Consider the following 18,870-nt stretch of genomic DNA (forward strand, 5'->3'; position numbering starts at 1 on the left):
TCACACCCGGCAGACAGGCCGAGTATCGATCAGACGTACGCCCCGCGAACGGACAGACCGGACAACACGCCTGAGGGGGCATCGGAAGAACCCGGCGGACGCACCTGACGGACGGCGGTGTCAGTCATGGCCCGTATCCTCAGGAACCATGCTGGAAGACCTGACGACCGCAGTGTTCTCTGCCACGCCGTGGCCGGCCGCGTATCCCAAGGGGTACGCGGTCGTTGACGTGGAGACCACGGGCCTGGCCCGGGACGACCGCATCATCTCCGCGGGGGTCTACCGGCTGGACGAGCGCGGCGAGGTCGAGGACCACTGGTACACGACGGTCAACCCCGAGCGGGACCCGGGCCCCGTGTGGATCCACGGACTGACGAGCGAGGCGCTCGAAGGAGCCCCCCTCTTCCCGGACATCGCCGAGGAGTTCGCCGCCCGGCTGGCGGGACGGGTGCTCGTCGCGCACAACGCCGTCTTCGACTGGCAGATGATCGCCCGGGAGTACGCGCGCGCGCAGCGCGAGGCGCCGGTGCGGCAGCGGCTGTGCACCATCGCCCTCTCCAAGGAGCTCGGGCTCCCGCTGCCCAACCACAAGCTGGAGTCCCTCGCCGCGCACTTCGGCGTCGTCCAGCAGCGGGCGCACCACGCGCTGGACGACGCGCGCGTGCTGGCGGAGGCGTTCCGGCCCAGCCTGCGGGCCGCGGCGGCGAACAACGTACGGCTGCCGCTGCTCGAGTGCCGGCCACTGACCGAATGGACGGACCGCCCCGCCGCGCCGCGCATCGGGCAGCAGGCGGGCCCCGGAGGCTACGGCGGCTACCGGCCGGGCAGTTGGCGCCCGTCCCGCAAGCGCCCCGCCTGCCCCTACCCCAACCCCGGGCGATACGAGGCGGGCGGGCGGCTCAAGCAGGGCATGCGGGTCGCCTTCTCCGGTGACACCTCCGTCGAGCGGGACCTGCTGGAGGACCGCGCGACCGAGGCGGGGCTGCATGTGGCCACGAGCCTGTCCCGGCTGACCAGCCTGCTCGTCACGAACGACCCGGACTCGGGCACGTCCAAGGTCGTCAAGGCCCGGCAGTTCGGTACGCCGGTCGTGGACGAGGCGGCCTTCGGGCAACTCCTCGCGGATGTGGAGCCCGCGTCGGAGGGGTGACCGTACCTCGCAGGGGTGACCGTACGGACGGGTGATTGCCGGGCGACTCGCCCGGCAACCGCTCGCCCGCACGGGGAGGACGGCCCACCCTGTGGCCCATGGCGACCTGTGAGGTATGTGGCAATCAGTATGGAATGACCTTCGAGGTGCACGCGCAGGGCGCGGTGCACGTCTTCGACTGCTTCTCCTGCGCGATCCACCGCATGGCCCCCATCTGCGAGCACTGCCGGGTGCAGATCATCGGCCAGGGTGTCGAGGTCGAGGGCCACTGGTACTGCGGCGCCCACTGCGCCCGCGCGGAGGGAAAGGCAGGAATTGTCGACAAGGTGTGAACCCGTACCCCCATGAATGCACCCCACGACCGAGTTGTACGGTCGTGGGGTGTACCGCTTCCTGATGTCCCGGCAGTGGGTGATCCTCACGTTGATCGCCCTGCTTCTCATCCCCACGATGATCAGGCTGGGCATCTGGCAGATGCATCGCTACGAGGAGCGCACCGCCCGGAACCAGCTGGTCACCGACGCGCTGGCGGCCGAGCCGGTCCCCGTGGAGAAGCTGACCGCGCCCGGGCACACCGTGACCAGCGCCGAGCGCTACCGCACCGTGACGGCGAAGGGCCGCTTCGATACGGAGGACGAGGTCGTCGTCCGGCGCCGCACCAACGCCGACGACGAGGTCGGCTACCACGTACTGACCCCGTTCGTCCTGGACGACGGCAGGGTGCTGCTGGTCAACCGGGGCTGGATCCCCTCCGACGGCCCGAGCCAGACCACGTTCCCGAAGGTCCCCGCACCGCCGGCCGGCGAGATCACCGTCGAGGGCCGGCTGATGCCGAGCGAGACGACCGCGGCCAGCGGGATCAAGAACCTCCAGGGTCTGCCGGACCGGCAGATCATGCTGATCAACAGCGAGCAGCAGGCCCGTCGCCTGGACGCCCGGGTACTCGGCGGCTACATCGCGCAGACGGCTCCCGAGCCCAAGGGCGACACCCCCGAGCTGCTGGGCGACCCCGGCAAGGAGGACGCCGCGCTGAACTACGCGTACGCCTTCCAGTGGTGGCTGTTCTCCGCGGCCGTCCCGGTCGGCTGGGTGGTCCTGGCCCGCCGCGAGGCCCGGGACCGGGCCCAGAAGACAGCCGACCGGTCCGGCACGACGAAGTCCGAGCCTGCGGCGGTGTAGACACCACCACCGCCTCCGCCGCGCCGGAACCCGGCCCGCGCGCCGAGATCCGGGCGTCCGGGAGTCCCGGCCCTGTCGCAAGGACACCTCACTCCCCCGGCCCCCGCCCTGATTGCCGCGTCGAGTTGCCGGGAACCCGCACTCCGTGCACCCCAGCATCGAGGACTACGCGCTCATCGGCGACGAGCAGACCGCGGCCCTGGTCGGTACGGACGGGTCCGTCGACTGGTTGTGCCTGCCCCGCTTCGACTCGGCCGCCTGCTTCGCCAGACTCCTCGGGCAGGAGGACAACGGGTACTGGCGCATCGCCCCCGTGGGGGCGGACCGCTGCACCCGGCGCGCCTACCGCCACGACACCCTCGTCCTGGACACCGAGTGGGAGACCGACCGAGGGGCGGTCCGGGTCACCGACCTGATGCCCCAACGCGACCGCGCCCCCGACCTCGTACGCGTCGTCGAGGGCCTCGACGGCGAGGTGACACTCCACAGCGTCCTCAAGCTGCGCTTCGACTACGGCTCGATCGTCCCCTGGATGCGCCGGGTCGACGGCCACCGCGTCGCCGTCGCCGGCCCGGACTCGACCTGGCTGCGCAGCGAGCCGGAGGTGACCAGCTGGGGCGAGGACTTCGCCACGCACGCGGAGTTCACCGTCAAGAAGGGAGAAAAGGTCGCGTTCGTCCTGACCTGGCACCCCTCCCACGAGCCGCGACCACCGCTCGTCGACCCCTACGACACACTGCGCCACAGCGTGGAGGACTGGCGGGTCTGGGCGTCGCGCTGCCGCTACGACGGCCCGTACCGGGACGCCGTCGTCCGCTCCCTGATCACCCTCAAGGCGCTCACCTACGCCCCGACGGGCGGCATCGTCGCCGCCCCCACCACCTCACTGCCCGAGGAACCGGGCGGCGTGCGCAATTGGGACTACCGCTTCTGCTGGCTGCGCGACTCCACCCTCACCCTGAACGCGCTGCTCGCGGCGGGCTACCAGGAGGAAGCGGAGGCCTGGCGGAACTGGCTGCTGCGCGCGGTCGCGGGCGACCCGGCGGATCTGCAGATCATGTACGGCGTCGCCGGCGAGCGGCGGCTGCCCGAGTTCGAGCTGCCCTGGCTCTCCGGCTTCGCCGGGTCCGCCCCCGTACGCATCGGCAACGACGCCGTGAACCAGCTCCAGCTGGACGTCTACGGCGAGGTCATGGACTCCCTGTCGCTCGCCCGCGAGTCGGGCCTGTCCCCCCAGCCCGACGTGTGGGCACTGCAGACGGCCCTGCTGGACTTCCTGCGGACGAACTGGCAGCAGCCGGACGAGGGCCTGTGGGAGGTGCGCGGCGGCCGGCGCCAGTTCGTGCACTCGAAGGTGATGGTGTGGGTGGCCGCCGACCGTGCCGTACGCACCCTGGAACGCCATCCGGAGCTGGACGGCGACCTGGACGGCTGGCGCACGCTGCGCGACGAGGTGCACCGGGAGGTGTGCGAGAAGGGCTACGACGCGGAACGCAACACCTTCACGCAGTCCTACGGCTCACGCGAACTGGACGCGGCGCTGCTGCTCATCCCGCGCGTCGGATTCCTGCCGCCGGACGATCCACGGGTGATCGGCACGATCGACGCGGTCCGCGAGGAGCTGACCCACGGCGGCTTCCTGCGCCGCTACAGCACGGCCGACGTCGACGTCGACGGGCTGCCCGGTGGCGAGGGCGTGTTCCTGGTCTGCTCGTTCTGGCTCGCGGACGCCCTGTACATGACGGGGCGGGCGAAGGAGGCCCGCGAGATGTTCGAACGGCTGGCGGGGCTCGCCAACGACGTCGGGCTGCTGTCCGAGGAGTTCGATCCGGTGACCGGCCGGCATCTCGGCAACTTCCCGCAGGCGTTCAGCCACATCGGGCTGGTGAACACCGCCCTCGCCCTGTTCGGTGGGGACGGGGCAGGATAGGGACCATGGATCTTGGACTGAAGGACCGGGTGTACGTCGTCACCGGAGCCACGCGGGGCCTCGGCAACGCCACCGCGCGTGAGCTCGTCGCGGACGGGGCGAAGGTGGTCGTCTCGGGGCGGGACGAGAAGAGTGTCGCCGAAGCGGCCGCCGAGCTGGGACCGAACGCGGTCGGGGTGGCCGTCGACAACGCGGACCCGGAGGCGGCGGCCCGGCTGATCGGGGCCGCGCGGGAGCACTTCGGCCGTTTCAACGGTGTCCTCGTCAGCGTGGGCGGGCCGCCGGCCGGGTTCGTCGCGGACAACACGGACGAGCAGTGGCAGACGGCGTTCGAGTCGGTGTTCCTCGGTGCGGTGCGGCTGGCTCGCGCCGCTGCCGCCGAGATGGAGGCCGGGGGTGTCATCGGGTTCGTGCTGTCCGGGTCGGTGTACGAACCGATTCCGGGGCTGACCATCTCGAACGGGCTGCGGCCCGGGCTGGCCGGATTCGCCAAGTCGCTCTCCGACGAGCTGGGGCCGAGGGGGATCCGGGTGGTCGGTGTGCTGCCCGGGCGGATCGACACCGACCGGGTGCGGCAGCTGGACGGGCTGTCGGCGGATCCCGAGGCGACCAGGGCGGCTTCCGAGTCGCGGATTCCGCTGCGCCGGTACGGGGCGCCGGATGAGTTCGGGCGGGTGGCGGCGTTCCTGATGTCGCCGGCGGCTTCCTATCTGACCGGGGTCATGGTGCCGGTCGACGGCGGCGCGCGGCACGGCTTCTGACGGGCCGCACCCGACTCGCCCGCCCTCGGCTCGTCCCGTGCTCAACTCACCCGTTCCGCACCGTGCTTGACGCCCCTCAGCCTCACCTCCGCCGGAAGTGAGGCGAGGCCCGCGGACGTCCTGGCATGGGTGAGGGCGCCGGCCGTGAAGTCGTTCAGAGCCGCCCCCGGGTCCACGTGGGGTTCCAGTGCCAGGCGTACGTGGGCCTCGGGGGCGCTGCGGCGGCCCTTCAGACGGGCGTGGGCTCCGTCCACGCCGTCGACGTGGGCCGCTTCCTGGGTGAGGACGTTCTCCAGGGCCCGGCCGCGCAGGACCGCGCCCTCGCCGTCACCGGTGTCGACGAGGACCTCGGCAAGGCGGCGCCGGCGCAGGACGGCGACGAGCCACCACAGGGCGAGCAGCAGCAGGACCGCGAGGGCGGCGATGACGACCGGCCACCACCAGCCGTCGTCGCGCCAGCGGGTGCGCTCGGCGTAGCTCAGCAGCACGTCGTGCTCGCTGTCGTGGATCCACCACGAGGGTGCCGAGACGCCGAGGCCGACGGCCAGGACGGAGCCGCCCAGCACCAGTAGGATCAGGCCCACCAGGCCGAGGAACACGCGGTTGACGGTCCTGAGCACCGCTCTCACCCCTTCCGGCCGGGCCGCCGCACACGCACCGACAGCGAGGGCACCTTGGTCAGCCCCAGTCCGCGGACCGCGTCGGCGAGCACGGCGTCCAGATCGGTCCGTACGTCGTCCAGTTCCCGGAAGTGCGACACGGCGCGGACGCGCGCCCGCCTCCGGCGCACCCGTACCCGTGCCGACTGCACGCCGGCCACCTCCATGGCCCGGTCCCGCAGCGCGGTGGCGGCGGCGTCCCGGTGCAGTCCGGCGCGTACGTCGGCATGCGAGCGCCGCATCGGGAGTATGTCCCGCAGGCCCGGTGTGGCGGCCAGGATCAGCAGCCAGAGACCGAGGACGGCGGCGATCCCGGCACCGACCAGCACCCAGGTGTCGTCCAGGGGCCGTTCGGCGAGCTGCCGGGCCAGTTCCCGGCGCCAGTGCATGCCGGGCCGGCCGGCGCGCACGGAGACGATGTCGTAGAGGAACAGCCCGATGAGGCCCAGGAGCAGCAGGGCGGCGATGCCCGCGGGGACGCGGCGTGCCGACCAGAAGCGGCCCTCGTGACCGCCGCTGCCCTCGAGTTCGGGCGGTGGCCCGGAGGCGGCCGACGCATCGGACCGGTCCGGTCCGTTGCCGTTCTCCGTCTCCTGCTTGTCGAGGACGGGCAGGCGCTGCGTGCCGGCCTCGGGGGGCTGAGGGTCCTGGGGTTCGTTCATGGCGTCCTCCCCTGCGCCGCGCCGGGCGCCGCGACCAGGTGCAGCCGCTCCACCTGGACGACGACTTCCGGCACCTGCATGCCCACCAAGGTGCTCACCCGCTCGACGACTTGGTGACGCACCGTGCGGCAGCGGGCGCCGATGTCGCAGGGGTAGCCGAGTTCGATGTGGACCCGGACGTGGGCGACCTCGTGGTGGACGACGACGGACGCGGAGGGCCGGTCGGCGTCGGGCGGCAGCGTGCCGACGGCCTCGCGGGCCGCCTGCGAGGCGATCTTCGCGACGACCCGGTCGGCGATCCGGGTCGCGCCGCGCTCGCCCGGCGGCACGACGGTCAGGGGTCTGTCGAGCTCACCGGCCCCTGTACTCATGGGCGTCACCGCCGCCGTTCGCGTTCACGAGGACGGAAGAAGTCGCCGAACTCCAGGTCCCCGTCCAGGAACCGGCCCACGACGAAGCCGACGGCGCCCAGTGCCGCCACCAGTAGGAAGGCGCCGAATCCGCCGAAATATCCGGCGAAGGCCAGCGCCATGCCGGCGATCATGCCGACCACGGCCATGCTCATGCGCTCCTCAGCTCCTCAGCCGCTGTGTCATTGTCCGATGGCCCGTGCCTCACTGGATCCGGCGCTCCGGTTCCTCTTCCTCCTCGTCCGGCAGCTTCACGTCGCTCACCGCGATGTTGACCTCGACGACCTCCAGGCCGGTCATCCGCTCCACGGCTGTGATGACGTTCTCCCGTACGTCGCGCGCCACATCGGCGATCGACACGCCGTACTCGACCACGATCTCCAGGTCGAGGGCCGCCTGCACCTCACCGACCTCGGCCTTCACCCCGCGCGACACCGACTTCGCGCCGCCGGGCACCCGGTCGCGCACTGCTCCGAACGTGCGGGACAGGCCGCTGCCCATGGCGTGCACGCCGTCGACGTCGCGTGCGGCGAGGCCGGCGATCTTCTCCACGACACCGTCCGCGATGGTCGTCCGCCCGCGGGAACCGGCGTCTCCGCTGCTGTGCTTGGCCAACGGGCTCCTGCGTACCGCCGCGGTCTCGGTCTCCCCGCCCCGGTTCTCGCTCATGTCAGTCATCGCCGTACGTCCTTTTCGTCGTCCTTGGACCACCGTAAGCACGGTTGCGTGGAAGCGCGCCTCTGATACGGCAGGCTGGAGGAATGACGGCCGACCGATGGGCACAGGCAGTGAGACATCAGCTGGGAATCGGCAGGCTTCTGCCGTTGGGTGACGCGCGGGACGGCGCGTGGATCGCGGAGCGGGCAGCCGAGGCGGTGTTGCGGAGCGCGGCGCGGGACGCGCCGGGCGTGCGCCTCGACGCGCTCCGTGTCGCGGCCGCCGACACGGCGGACACCGCGGAGCCGGCCGTGCCGGCTCCGCCGAGTGCGCTGCCGCCCGGGCCGCTGCGGGTGACGGCGGAGTTCGCCGCGACGGCCTCGCAGCCCCTGCCGGCGACGGCGTCACTGCTGCGGGCGACGCTGGCGACCGCCGCGACCCGGCGGATCGGCCTGACGGTGGCGGAGGTGGACCTGCGGGTGACGGGGCTGCTGGACGAGGAGGGGCCCGGGGAGGCCGGGGTCGCCGCGCGCCTTCCCGAGCCGCCGAGTGCCGCACTGGCCGGGAGCGGCGACGAGGCCCGGGTGGCCGCTGCCGCGCTCGGGGTCCAGGGCGTGCTCCATCTGACCGGCACGCTGGGTCACCCCGTGCACATCGAGGAACTCCCCCTCGATGGCGCCGCGCTGCCGCACCGCCATGTCCGGCTGGAGCTGGCGGTGAGCGCGGACCAGCGGGCCAGGGACGTGGCCCGCGCGGTCCGGACGGCGGTCAGGAGGGTGCTTCCGGATCACCCGACGGTGGCGGTCGTGGTGAGCGCGATCGGCTGACCGCGCTCCCGGCCGGTCCGGCGGTCCTCAGTCCCCGACGCCCGCGAGGTCCCGCAGCCTGCGGGCCTGGGACTGGCGCTCCGCCACGCGCTGCTCCTCGTACGTGCGGTCCTGGGCGCCGCGCAGCAGGGCCTTGGTCTCGACGACCGCGTCACGGGGCGCGGCGAGCACGGCCGAGACGAGGTCGCGCACGGTGTCGTCGAGCTGGCCGGCGGGCACGGCGACGTTGGCCAGGCCGGTGTGCACGGCCTCCTCGGCCGCGACGAAGCGCCCGGTCACGCAGATCTCCAGCGCGCGGGCGTATCCGACGAGTCCCACCAGCGGATGGGTGCCCGTCAGGTCGGGCACGAGTCCGAGGCTGGTCTCGCGCATGGCGAACTGCACGTCGTCGGCGACGACGCGCAGGTCGCAGGCGAGGGCGAGCTGGAAGCCCGCCCCGACGGCATGCCCCTGGACAGCGGCGACGGAGACGATGTCGCTGCGCCGCCACCAGGTGAACGCCTCCTGGTATTCGGCGATGGTCGCGTCCAGCTCGGCGTCGGCGCCGCGCGCGAGGTCGATGAACGACGGTTCGCCGTCGAAGCCCTCGGGCGTGAACGCCTGCCGGTCGAGCCCGGCCGAGAAGGACTTGCCCTCGGCCCGCAGCAGTACGACGCGGACGGAGCCCGGCAGCCGCCGCCCGGCCTCGGTCAGCGCGCGCCACAGAGCGGGGCTCTGCGCGTTGCGCTTGGCCGGGTTGGTCAGCGTCACCGTGGCGATCGCGTCGTCGACGGTGAGCCGTACGCCGTCCTTGTCGAGTACGGGAACGAGGTCCTTGTCGGGCGAAGCCATGGAACGCCTCCGATGTGTGCGGTCGTCTCGCGTGCCGTACGACGGCTTCACCGCCGTAGCAGGCCACGCTTAAGTGACTGCACAGTAACCACCCGGCCGATCAGTCGACCGACCGGGTGGCCACCATCGAAGCCGAGGGGCCACCCGGGGTCAGGCCGTGGCCTTTTTGCCCCGGGTCGCCCCGCCACGCCCTCGCAGCGTGACGCCCGACTCACTGAGCATGCGGTGCACAAAGCCATACGAGCGGCCGGTCTCCTCGGCCAACGCCCGGATGCTCGCACCGGCGTCGTACTTCTTCTTCAGGTCTGCCGCGAGCTTGTCGCGCGCGGCGCCGGTCACCCGGCTGCCCTTCTTCAGAGTCTCGGCCACCCGTGCCTCCTCATGGGAAGTGCGCTCTGGTCTCCTCATGATCACCCCTCCGGGCCGTCATGGCCACCCATTCGGCAAGGTCCGTGAGACAAGGTTGTGACGACGGGAGCGCATCCCCACATGCGGAATATGGAATTCCGAAGACCGGCGGCCGTACCGCCGAACGGATTGTTCCGGAAAACGCCAGGTCAGAAAGGCGGCGCGGCCGAGCCCGGAAGAATCGGGGGCTCGGCCGCGAAATCGATGTAGGACACACCTCGGTACGAGGAGATCTCACACAGATGATGGATCACCGCTAGGCCGAATGATCCATACGCCGTTGATCACGCATTCGATCAAGCGGCACTGACACTCAGGCCAGGGCGACGAGATCCGCGTAGTCGGCGCCCCACAGGTCCTCGACTCCGTCCGGCAGCAGGATGATCCGCTCCGGCTGGAGCGCCTCGACCGCGCCCTCGTCGTGCGTGACGAGGACGACCGCGCCCTTGTAGGTGCGCAGCGCGCCGAGGATCTCCTCGCGGCTGGCGGGGTCGAGGTTGTTGGTCGGCTCGTCGAGGAGCAGCACGTTCGCCGAGGACACCACGAGCGTGGCGAGGGCGAGACGGGTCTTCTCGCCGCCGGAGAGGACGCCGGCCGGCTTGTCGACGTCGTCGCCGGAGAACAGGAACGAGCCGAGCGTCTTGCGGACCTCCACCAGATCCAGGTCGGGGGCGGCGGAGCGCATGTTCTCCAGGACCGTGCGCTCCGGGTCGAGGGTCTCGTGCTCCTGCGCGTAGTAGCCGAGCTTCAGGCCGTGGCCCTCGATGACCTTGCCGGTGTCGGGCTGCTCCGCCCCGCCCAGCAGGCGGAGCAGGGTCGTCTTGCCCGCGCCGTTGAGACCGAGGATGACGACGCGCGAGCCCTTGTCGATGGCCAGGTCGACGTCGGTGAAGATCTCCAGCGATCCGTAGGACTTCGACAGACCCTCGGCCATGAGCGGGGTCTTGCCGCACGGGGAGGGCTCGGGGAAGCGCAGCTTGGCGACCTTGTCGGACTTGCGCTCGGCCTCCAGGCCGGCCAGCAGCTTGTCCGCCCGGCGGGCCATGTTCTGCGCCGCGACGGTCTTGGTGGCCTTGGCCCGCATCTTGTCGGCCTGCGAATGCAGCGCGGAGGCCTTCTTCTCGGCGTTCTGCCGCTCGCGCTTGCGGCGCTTCTCGTCCGCCTCGCGCTGCTGCTGGTAGAGCTTCCAGCCCATGTTGTAGATGTCGATCTGGGCGCGATTGGCGTCCAGGTAGAACACCTTGTTGACGACCGTCTCGACCAGCTCGACGTCGTGGGAGATCACGATGAAGCCGCCGCGGTAGGTCTTCAGGTAGTCGCGCAGCCAGACGATCGAGTCGGCGTCGAGGTGGTTCGTGGGCTCGTCGAGGAGCAGGGTGTCCGCGTCGGAGAACAGGATGCGGGCCAGCTCGATACGGCGGCGCTGACCGCCGGAGAGGGTGTGCAGCGGCTGGCCGAGCACCCGGTCGGGCAGGTTGAGCGCGGCGGCGATGGTGGCGGCCTCGGCCTCGGCGGCATACCCGCCCTTGGTGAGGAACTCCGTCTCCTGGCGCTCGTACTGCTTGAGCGCCTTCTCGCGGGTGGCGCCCTGGCCGTTGGCGATGCGCTGTTCGTTGTCGCGCATCTTGCGGATCAGCACGTCCAGGCCGCGCGCGGACAGGACGCGGTCGCGGGCGAGGATGTCCAGGTCGCCGGTGCGGGGGTCCTGCGGGAGGTAGCCGACCTCGCCGGAGCGGGTGATGGTGCCGCCGGCGGGCATGCCCTCGCCCGCCAGGCACTTGGTCAGGGTGGTCTTCCCCGCGCCGTTGCGGCCGACCAGGCCGATGCGGTCGCCCTTGGCGATGCGGAACGAGGCGTTTTCGATGAGGACACGGGCACCGGCGCGCAGCTCGATACCGGAGGCGGAGATCACGGACAGACTCCAGGGCGGATACGGGGGCGGGATGGACGGCTGAGGACGTTCCCGCCGTCTAGTGCGCGAGGAGAATGGCCATGGGGACAGTCTAACGGGGACGTGCAACCACTTTTTCTGCGTGCGGGTGTTCGATCACCGGCGGCCGGACGGAGACCGTTGTCAGTGGCCGGTGGAAGACTGGACAGCGGGCCGGACTCCGGCTCCTCCCGGCGGTGGGACACGCAGCGAGACACGAGGAAGTGATCGCCATGGCAGGCACGTCCGGCGGGCGCCCGAGCATCTACCCGACGCTGCTGTACGCGGACGCGAAGGCGGCGATCCGGCAGCTCACGGAGGCCTTCGGTTTCACGGAGCTGTCGGTGTACGAGGGCGAGGACGGCTCGGTGATGCACGCCGAGCTGACCCAGGGCAACGGCGCGGTGATGGTCGGCACCAAGGGCCGGGGCGGCCTGTTCGACGCGGCCATGAAGAACGCGGGCACCACGGGGGTGTACGTGGTGGTGGACGACGTCGACGGGCACCACCGCCGCGCCGTGGACCACGGCGTGGAGGTGCTGATGCCCCCGACGGACCAGGACTACGGCTCGCGGGACTACATGGCCCGGGACCTCGAGGGCAACGTGTGGAGCTTCGGGACGTACACGCCCGAGATAGCGGGCTGACAGCCCGCGGGGCGGGCCGCGGGAGCTAGCTGCCGCCGGTGTGCACCTGGAAGGCGGCCCGGCGCACCGCCTTGGCCAGGGCCGGATCGGGGTGTGCGGCGGCGAGGGCGACCAGGACCTGCACGGTGCGCGGGTGCCCCACGGCGCGTACCTCGTCCAGCAGCATCGGGACGGTCGGCTGCACCGCGGACTCCAGATGGCGCACCAGCAGCGGCGCCTCACCGTGGTCGGCGACGGCGGCCGCGGTGTCCACCCACAGCCAGGTCGCCTCCTCGCGGGTCAGCACCTCGTGGGCGTCCTCAGGGTCGGCGCCGTCGTGCTCGGCCAGCCACAGCAGCGCGTACGGCCTGAGCGTGGGCTCGTCCAGCACGCCTCGGACGTCCGGCTCGGCGGGGGCGCCGACCACGCGCAGTGCCTCGAAGGCGAGGCCGCGCAGCAGGGCGTCCTCGCCGCGGGCGGCGTCGAGGAGTTCGGTGACGGCGCTGCCGACGGGACGGGCGGCGAGCCAGGCGCGGTACTCGGCGCGGGCCGCGTTCGGGCGCAGCTGGGCGCAGCCGCGGAGCATGCCGTCGGCGGCCTGCTCGATGTTCCCGGCGGGGCTCTGCGCGGCGACGCAGATCTGCTCCAGCTTGACCCAGACGGCCCAGCTGCCGAGCGGGGTGAGGGTGGCCTGGCCGTCGCCGTAGGTGAGGGCGCCGACGGAGGCGAGGGCGCGCAGGGCCCAGTCGAGCAGGGGGGCGAGCGGGGCGTCGGTGGGCTCCGGTTCGGCCGGCGGCTCGGGCTGGGGGCCGTAGGGGATCTCGCAGCGGGCGGTGCGCAGCTCGGTGACGCGCTGCTCCAGGAGGTCGAGAAGCTGCTCCACGGGGACCGGCCCGGCGGACAGCTGGAGGAAGGACAGCGCCTGCGGCATGGCGGAGACGACCTCGGCGACGGCGGCGGGCTCGTGCTCCGCGGGCTCCGGATGGGCGAGCGACCAGGCGTCGAAGAGCGCGACCCAGCCGCGCAGCACGGCGCTGTCGTCGCGGTCCCAGGCGCGCAGCCGCCAGCCGGGGCGGGCGCTGTCGCCGTGCACCTCGACGAGGCCGGCGAGGCGGGCGGTGTCCCAGTCGGCCCTGACCTGAGCCGCGGTCAGACCCAGATCGCGGGCGGCCCGTTCGGCCGTCGCGTCGGAGAGGGTGGCCTTGCCGTCGTCGGTGGCGCTGCCCCGGCCGGGGCCGAGCGCGGCGTCGGCCCAGCGGGCGACGCGGGCCGCGCCGGCCAGACCTGAGCGTGCCATTCTGGCCAGCTCCGCCCGTGCCGGGGTGCCCTCCGGGGGGCGCGGGGCGGGGCGGCGCGAGCGCCGCTGGTTCATCGCTGGGGGGGCGGCGGCCAGGGGTCGCGGGCGGACGAGTCGGAGCCTGGAGTCGCGCGGGATACGGGACGTCACGGGGGCAGTCTTCCGGTTGACGGTCCGAAAACCCAAACGGAATGTCACGGCGGGCGACGGGGATGGCCAACGCACCGGTTCCCGGGAGCGGTCGAGGGCCGGGAACAGGCCAGTGGTACGACACTAAACGGAATCGTGGCGACCGGTCGGCGGAGCGTGCGACGGGAGGCGGTTGCGACGGGGCGGAGGCGGCGTGAACGGGGGTGCGTGAGAAGCCGGCACGGGAGGCCGCCTCGGCGGGTGCGCCGGAACGGGGTCACATGAGAGGCGTCAGGAAGCGCCGGAGCGCCTCCTCGTAGGCCTTCGGGTCGGCGTTCCACATGGCTCCGTGGGGGGCGTTGCCGACGGTGCGCAGGGCGACCGCGTCGGGTCGGGCGTCGGCGAGCCGGCGGGAGAGCCGCCAGGGGGCGACGGTGTCGTCCGGTCCGTGGAAGACGAGCGCCGGGACGCGCAGCCCGTCGGACGGGTCCGGGCCCGTGACGCGCTCGCCGGACAGGCCGGTGCGTCCCTGGGCGGCGCGGACCGCGAGGGGCAGCAGCGCGCCCGGGGTGCGGCGGGCCGAGGCGAGGGCGCGCAGGGTGGTCTCCCAGGCGAGCACCGGGGAGTCCAGGACGAGCCCGGAGACACGGTCGCGCAGCCCCGAGCGCTCGGCGGCGCGCAGGGCCATGGTGGCGCCGGTGGACCAGCCGTGCAGGACGACCTGCCGGGCTCCGTAGCGCACGGCGTAGCGGATGGCCGCGTCGAGGTCGCGCCACTCGGTCTCGCCGAGGTGGTTCAGGCCGTCGGGCGGGCGGGGCGCGCCCAGGTCGCCGCGGTAGGCGAGGGCGAGCACCGGGAAGTGGTTGCGGTGCAGGAACGGCATGACGTTCATGGCGAGTTCCCGGGTGGCGCCCAGGCCGTGCACGGCGATCACCCAGGTGTCCCGCTTGCCCGGCACGAACCACGCGGGCAGGGCGCCTAGTTCACCGGGGACGTCGACGTCGGCGTGCTCGATCCCGAGAGCGGCGCCCGGGTTGCCGACGTACACGTTCGGTGTGAGCCAGACCTTGTCACCGGACTCCAGGGTGCCGTGCGTGACGCTCTCCAGACGGCGCACGACGGTGTCGGCGGGGTGCGGGGCACCGGTCAGGACGGGGCCGACGACCGCGTGGGAGCCGTCGCCGGACAGGCCGTAGCGGCCGGGACGCAGGGCGGCGAGGTCCCGGGTGAGGCTGATCTGCCCGGCGGCCGTGCCGTGCACGGTGAGCCGGGGCTCGGTGGGCAGGGGCCTGCCGGGGGGCGCCTTGAGCGCGGCGTCGCTGGCGAGCCGGCCGACGGCCACCGCGGCGGCACCGGCCCCGATCACGGCGGTGACGGCAACGGCCGTCGCTCTGACAATGCGCACGGCTTCAGTGTCCGGGCGGATTCCGTGGGCGACCAGTGGGCGGGAGCGGCGGGGTGATGCCCGCGGCGGCCGTGGGGGCGGCGCTCAGCCTCGCTGGCCGTAGCCGCGCAGGCGTTCCTCCACCTCGGTCAGCTGCTCCCGGGACAGCAGGCTCGGGGTCAGGCCGGGCACCGAGGCGGCGGTCAGCCACAGGCGGCACATCCACTCCAGCTGCGCGGTGCGGTCGTAGGCCTGGGCGAGGGTGGCGCCGTGGGTGACGGTGCCGTGGTTCCGCAGGAGGCAGCCGGAGCGGTCGGCGAGGGCGCGGAGCATGTTCCCGGCCAGCTCGTCGGTGCCGTACGTGGCGTACGGGGCGACCCGGACGGGTCCGCCGAGCGCCGCCGCCATGTAGTGGATCAGCGGGAGTTCGCTCACGAGCGTGGAGACGGCCGTCGCGTGCACGGCGTGGGTGTGGACGACGGCCAGGGCGCCGGTCGTGCGGTAGACCGCGAGGTGCATCGGCAGCTCGCTGGTCGGGACGAGGGTGCCGAGGACCTGCCGGCCGTCGAGGCCGACGCCGGTCACGTCGTCCGGGGTCAGCCGGTCGTAGGGGACGCCCGACGGCGTGACCAGGACGGTTTCCCCGACGCGCACCGAGACGTTGCCGGACGTGCCGACGACGAGCCCGTCCGAGACCGTCCGGCGGGCCGTCGCGACGAGGTCCTCCCAGGCACGCGCCTCCTCGGGGCGCACACTCCTGCGCCGCGCCTGCCCCGCACCCCGTCCGCCGGCCCGTGCGTGCCCCGTGCCGCGCTCGTCGCCTCGCTGCTCAGCCATGCCGCGAATCCTGCCAGGCAGGGGCTCGACGCGTCGCCAGGACTGCCAGGACGCCCAAAAGGCAGGGCGCCCGGTTCGTCTACGTCAAGGCGACCGAGTCCACCACCTGTCGCGACCCCTGCTTCGCGCGCGCCCGGCATCGCATACAACGGCGACCCTCCCGGGTGACCGGAATCTCTTCAACGGGTCACTCGATCAGCTGAAGCGGTTCGCGCGAGGCGCCTGGCCGCCGGGGCGCCGGGCCGCCGTTCCGGGGCGTCGCCCCGACCTCCTGCTGCGGTCACCCCTGCGCCCCTCCCAGTTCATCTTCCGTTCACTCAGGTTGCCTACGTTCATACAGCCAACGACCTCGAACGATTGCCTGGGTAAATGGAAAGCTTCTCGCTGATCCTCGCGATTGTGGTGGTAACCGCACTCGCGTTCGATTTCACGAACGGTTTCCACGACACCGCGAATGCGATGGCCACGACCATTTCCACGGGCGCCATGAAGCCCAAGGTTGCGGTGGCCATGTCCGCGGTCCTCAACCTGGTCGGCGCCTTCCTGTCCGTCGAAGTCGCCAACACGATCTCCAAGGGCCTCGTCGACGAGGCCGGCATCCGTCCTGAGGTCATCTTCGCCGCCCTGGTCGGCGCGATCCTCTGGAACCTGCTGACCTGGCTGGTCGGCCTGCCGTCCAGCTCCTCCCACGCTCTCATGGGCGGTCTGATCGGTGCCACGATCGCCTCGGCGGGCGTCGGCGCGGTCCACGGTGACGTGCTGGTCACCAAGGTGCTGATCCCGGCGATCGCCGCCCCGCTGGTCGCGGGCGTCGCGGCGATGCTGGCCACACGGCTGACGTACTCCCTCGGCAAGAAGGCCGACGGCGAGGCGTCCCGGAAGGGCTACCGGGCCGGCCAGATCGCCTCGGCGGGTCTGGTCTCCCTGGCGCACGGCACCAACGACGCCCAGAAGACCATGGGCATCATCACCCTCGCCCTGGTCGCCGGCGGCACCCTCGCCCCCGACTCCGACCCGCCCATGTGGGTCATCCTCTCCGCGGGCGTCGCGATCGCGCTCGGCACCTACCTGGGCGGCTGGCGCATCATCCGCACCATGGGCAAGGGCCTGACCGACCTCCAGCCGCAGCAGGGCTTCGCCGCCCAGACCTCCGCGGCCACGGTCATCCTGGCCTCCTCGCACCTCGGTTTCTCCCTGTCCACCACGCACTCCGTGTCCGGCGCGGTGATGGGCGCGGGGCTCGGCCGCAAGGGCGGCGTCGTCCGCTGGTCGACCGCGACACGGATGTTCATCGCGTGGGGTCTGACGCTGCCGGCGGCGGCGCTGGTGGGCGCTCTCGCCGAGTACGTCACCGGCTTCGGAGCCTGGGGCACCGCCGTGGTGGCCGTCTTCCTCGTCGCCTCCAGCGCGGCGATCTGGAAGCTGTCGCGGCGTGAGGTCGTCGACCACACCAACGTCAACGACATCGACGTCACCGACACCGACGAGGCGGAGCCCGCGGGCGTGGTCACCACGGCGATGGCCGCCGTGACGCCGCCGCCGGCCGGCACGCCGGCGCAGGAGCCGGTGCCGTCGTTCCCGGCCCAGGCCACCGCCGAGCGGACGCCGACCACGACCACGACGGTCTGACCCCGCCACCGGTTACAAGGAAGAGTCTCTGAGATGAAGATCGACTGGGCGGCCCTCGGCTCCGTCTTCGGCGTCAGCCTCGTGGTCACCGTGGCCCTCGTCGGCCTGTTCACCCTCGGCATCACCGGCCTGTCGCGCCGCGAGCGTGCGGTGGCGGAGGGCGGTTCCGCGGGCCTCGCGGTGACCGGCGCGTACGCGTGCTTCGCGGCGTGCGCGGCGGCCGTGGGGTACGGGATCTATCTGATCGTGGCCTGACGGCCCGACAGCACATCGTCCACCGGGCGGCGCGGGACTTCGGTCCTGTGCCGCCCGGTCGTCGTGTGTGCGGAAGGGGACGGTGTGGGGTTCTGCACACTCTCCCCTCGCAGGTCAACGGCAAGTTGACGCCGGTTCCCGGCCGTGGTGGACTGCCGGGGCCAGTACGGCGGCAGGAGAGGAAGCCGGTGAAAGTCCGGCGCGGTCCCGCCACTGTCACCGGGGTAGCAATCCCCGGGAGCCAGGAACTCTCACCGCCGGTCTCGTCGAACCAGGGCGTGGACACCCTGAGTGAGGACACATATCGCCATGCGCGGCTGCCGATCCGGTTTCAGCACCCCACCCCCGCCTGCCCTTCTGGCCGGCTGAGCCCATGGGTGCCGATCGCGTCTTCGCGTACGGCGCCGCCGCCGGTCTGATCGGTGACCTGCTGCTCGGTGATCCTCGCCGAGGGCATCCGGTCGCCGTGTTCGGGCGGGCCGCGGGTGCCGTGGAACGGGTGTTGTGGCGGGACCACCGCGGGTGGGGCGCGCTGCACACCGCCGTGTGTGCCGGAGGAGCCGTCGCCCTGGGGTCCGTCGCCGCACGTGCCGTGCGGACGTCCCCCGTCGCCTCGGTCGCGCTCACCGGAGCCGCCACCTGGGCTGTCGTCGGGGGGACTTCACTCGCCCGGGAGGCGCAGGCCATCGGGCGTGCCCTCCGTGGCGGGGACGTCGAAGCGGCCCGGGCCCGGCTGCCGCATCTGTGCGGCCGGGATCCGCAGGCCCTCGACGCCGACGGCATGGCCCGGGCCGTGGTCGAGTCCGTCGCCGAGAACACCTCCGACGCGGTGGTGGGGGCGCTGGTGTGGGGGGCAGTCGGCGGGGTGCCGGGGCTGCTCGGCTTCCGGGCCGTCAACACCCTGGACGCCATGGTCGGGCACAAGTCGGCCCGGTACCGCCGGTACGGGTGGGCCTCCGCGCGCCTGGACGACCTCGCGGGGTGGCCGGGAGCGCGGCTGACCGCCGTACTCGCCGCCCTGGCCGGGCCGGATCCGCGGGGGGCCGTGCGGGCCTGGCGGGCCGATGCGGCGAAGCATCCGAGTCCCAACGCCGGGCCCGTGGAGGCCTCGTTCGCGGGGGCGCTCGGGGTGCGGCTGGGTGGAACGCTCTCGTACGGCGGGCGGGTGGAGCACCGGCCCGTGCTGAACACACAAGGGCGTGCCGTCGGTACGCACGACGTCGAACGGGCCGTGCGGCTCTCGCGGCGGGTCACCTGGCTCGCCCTCGGGGTGTGCGCCGGCGCGCGGCTGCTGAAGAGGGGGAAATGA

Annotated in this window: 21 protein-coding genes and 1 riboswitch; of the genes, 10 read left to right on the forward strand and 11 right to left on the reverse strand. The window is 72.6% G+C overall.

Annotation, left to right across the window (positions count from 1 at the left end):
* Positions 1–148 precede the first annotated feature (148 nt).
* The 5 genes from IO24_RS0134280 to IO24_RS0134300 all read left to right on the forward strand — a co-directional run bounded on the left by IO24_RS0134280 (position 149) and on the right by IO24_RS0134300 (position 5,020).
* On the forward strand, positions 149–1,150 hold the full coding sequence (locus tag IO24_RS0134280) for a DEDDh family exonuclease (RefSeq protein WP_031142720.1): 1,002 nt from the start codon (positions 149–151) through the stop codon (positions 1,148–1,150).
* Between the two features lie 98 nt (positions 1,151–1,248).
* Positions 1,249–1,482: a hypothetical protein gene (locus tag IO24_RS0134285; RefSeq protein WP_078615365.1), complete on the forward strand. Its 234-nt coding sequence runs from the start codon at positions 1,249–1,251 to the stop codon at positions 1,480–1,482.
* Positions 1,483–1,531: 49 nt separating this feature from the next.
* On the forward strand, positions 1,532–2,329 hold the full coding sequence (locus IO24_RS0134290; protein WP_031142722.1) for an SURF1 family cytochrome oxidase biogenesis protein: 798 nt from the start codon (positions 1,532–1,534) through the stop codon (positions 2,327–2,329).
* A gap of 145 nt (positions 2,330–2,474) precedes the next feature.
* The gene (locus IO24_RS0134295; protein ID WP_031142724.1) at positions 2,475–4,259 is read left to right on the forward strand and encodes a glycoside hydrolase family 15 protein; all 1,785 of its coding nucleotides are present in this window, start codon (positions 2,475–2,477) and stop codon (positions 4,257–4,259) included.
* 5 nt (positions 4,260–4,264) lie between these two features.
* A complete protein-coding gene (locus tag IO24_RS0134300) occupies positions 4,265–5,020 on the forward strand; it encodes an SDR family oxidoreductase (RefSeq protein WP_031142726.1) in 756 nt (251 codons plus the stop codon).
* A 41-nt stretch (positions 5,021–5,061) separates the two neighbouring features.
* Here IO24_RS0134300 and amaP read toward each other — a convergent pair whose 3' ends face one another.
* From amaP to IO24_RS0134325, 5 genes are read right to left on the reverse strand one after another with little or no spacing between them, the layout of a single operon-like run.
* On the reverse strand, positions 5,062–5,649 hold the full coding sequence (amaP, locus tag IO24_RS0134305) for an alkaline shock response membrane anchor protein AmaP (RefSeq protein ID WP_031142728.1): 588 nt from the start codon (positions 5,647–5,649) through the stop codon (positions 5,062–5,064).
* A complete protein-coding gene (locus IO24_RS0134310; protein WP_031142730.1) occupies positions 5,646–6,341 on the reverse strand; it encodes a DUF6286 domain-containing protein in 696 nt (231 codons plus the stop codon). Before IO24_RS0134310 ends, amaP begins: the two co-directional genes overlap by 4 nt.
* Positions 6,338–6,712 (reverse strand): hypothetical protein, encoded by a 375-nt coding sequence (locus IO24_RS0134315; protein WP_107063079.1) that lies wholly within the window; start codon positions 6,710–6,712, stop codon positions 6,338–6,340. Before IO24_RS0134315 ends, IO24_RS0134310 begins: the two co-directional genes overlap by 4 nt.
* Before the next feature lie 5 nt (positions 6,713–6,717).
* Positions 6,718–6,906, reverse strand: a complete 189-nt coding sequence (locus IO24_RS0134320) for a hypothetical protein (protein WP_031142734.1) — start codon at positions 6,904–6,906, stop codon at positions 6,718–6,720.
* Between the two features lie 49 nt (positions 6,907–6,955).
* Complete coding sequence (locus tag IO24_RS0134325) at positions 6,956–7,429, reverse strand: Asp23/Gls24 family envelope stress response protein (RefSeq protein ID WP_031142736.1); 474 nt, start codon at positions 7,427–7,429, stop codon at positions 6,956–6,958.
* Positions 7,430–7,512: 83 nt separating this feature from the next.
* Between IO24_RS0134325 and IO24_RS0134330 the strand changes: the two genes are divergently transcribed.
* On the forward strand, positions 7,513–8,235 hold the full coding sequence (locus IO24_RS0134330; RefSeq protein WP_031142738.1) for a hypothetical protein: 723 nt from the start codon (positions 7,513–7,515) through the stop codon (positions 8,233–8,235).
* A gap of 27 nt (positions 8,236–8,262) precedes the next feature.
* Here IO24_RS0134330 and IO24_RS0134335 read toward each other — a convergent pair whose 3' ends face one another.
* The 3 genes from IO24_RS0134335 to IO24_RS0134345 all read right to left on the reverse strand — a co-directional run bounded on the left by IO24_RS0134335 (position 8,263) and on the right by IO24_RS0134345 (position 11,386).
* The gene (locus tag IO24_RS0134335) at positions 8,263–9,066 is read right to left on the reverse strand and encodes an enoyl-CoA hydratase/isomerase family protein (protein WP_031142740.1); all 804 of its coding nucleotides are present in this window, start codon (positions 9,064–9,066) and stop codon (positions 8,263–8,265) included.
* A gap of 150 nt (positions 9,067–9,216) precedes the next feature.
* Entirely contained in the window at positions 9,217–9,435 is a 219-nt protein-coding gene (locus tag IO24_RS0134340; protein WP_010037790.1) for a helix-turn-helix domain-containing protein, read from the reverse strand.
* Positions 9,436–9,787: 352 nt separating this feature from the next.
* Complete coding sequence (locus IO24_RS0134345; RefSeq protein ID WP_031142744.1) at positions 9,788–11,386, reverse strand: ABC-F family ATP-binding cassette domain-containing protein; 1,599 nt, start codon at positions 11,384–11,386, stop codon at positions 9,788–9,790.
* 251 nt (positions 11,387–11,637) lie between these two features.
* Here IO24_RS0134345 and IO24_RS0134350 point away from each other — a divergent pair, with 251 nt between their 5' ends.
* Complete coding sequence (locus IO24_RS0134350) at positions 11,638–12,051, forward strand: VOC family protein (protein WP_031142747.1); 414 nt, start codon at positions 11,638–11,640, stop codon at positions 12,049–12,051.
* 25 nt (positions 12,052–12,076) lie between these two features.
* Here IO24_RS0134350 and IO24_RS0134355 read toward each other — a convergent pair whose 3' ends face one another.
* From IO24_RS0134355 to IO24_RS0134365, 3 genes are all read right to left on the reverse strand, one after another.
* Complete coding sequence (locus tag IO24_RS0134355) at positions 12,077–13,477, reverse strand: hypothetical protein (protein ID WP_199808880.1); 1,401 nt, start codon at positions 13,475–13,477, stop codon at positions 12,077–12,079.
* A gap of 256 nt (positions 13,478–13,733) precedes the next feature.
* Positions 13,734–14,861, reverse strand: a complete 1,128-nt coding sequence (locus IO24_RS0134360) for an alpha/beta hydrolase (RefSeq protein ID WP_031142753.1) — start codon at positions 14,859–14,861, stop codon at positions 13,734–13,736.
* 84 nt (positions 14,862–14,945) lie between these two features.
* A complete protein-coding gene (locus tag IO24_RS0134365) occupies positions 14,946–15,677 on the reverse strand; it encodes a class II aldolase/adducin family protein (protein WP_031142756.1) in 732 nt (243 codons plus the stop codon).
* Between the two features lie 369 nt (positions 15,678–16,046).
* Between IO24_RS0134365 and IO24_RS0134370 the strand changes: the two genes are divergently transcribed.
* The 3 genes from IO24_RS0134370 (at position 16,047) to IO24_RS0134380 (ending at position 18,870) form a co-directional block, all read left to right on the forward strand.
* Entirely contained in the window at positions 16,047–17,306 is a 1,260-nt protein-coding gene (locus tag IO24_RS0134370) for an inorganic phosphate transporter (protein ID WP_031142759.1), read from the forward strand.
* Between the two features lie 33 nt (positions 17,307–17,339).
* On the forward strand, positions 17,340–17,561 hold the full coding sequence (locus tag IO24_RS0134375) for a hypothetical protein (RefSeq protein WP_031108151.1): 222 nt from the start codon (positions 17,340–17,342) through the stop codon (positions 17,559–17,561).
* A 131-nt stretch (positions 17,562–17,692) separates the two neighbouring features.
* Positions 17,693–17,831: riboswitch (cobalamin riboswitch) on the forward strand.
* 103 nt (positions 17,832–17,934) lie between these two features.
* Entirely contained in the window at positions 17,935–18,870 is a 936-nt protein-coding gene (locus tag IO24_RS0134380; protein ID WP_031142762.1) for a cobalamin biosynthesis protein, read from the forward strand.

The sequence above is a fragment of the Streptomyces flavovariabilis genome, from assembly GCF_000725785.1.
GTDB classification, from domain to species: Bacteria; Actinomycetota; Actinomycetes; order Streptomycetales; family Streptomycetaceae; genus Streptomyces; species Streptomyces hawaiiensis.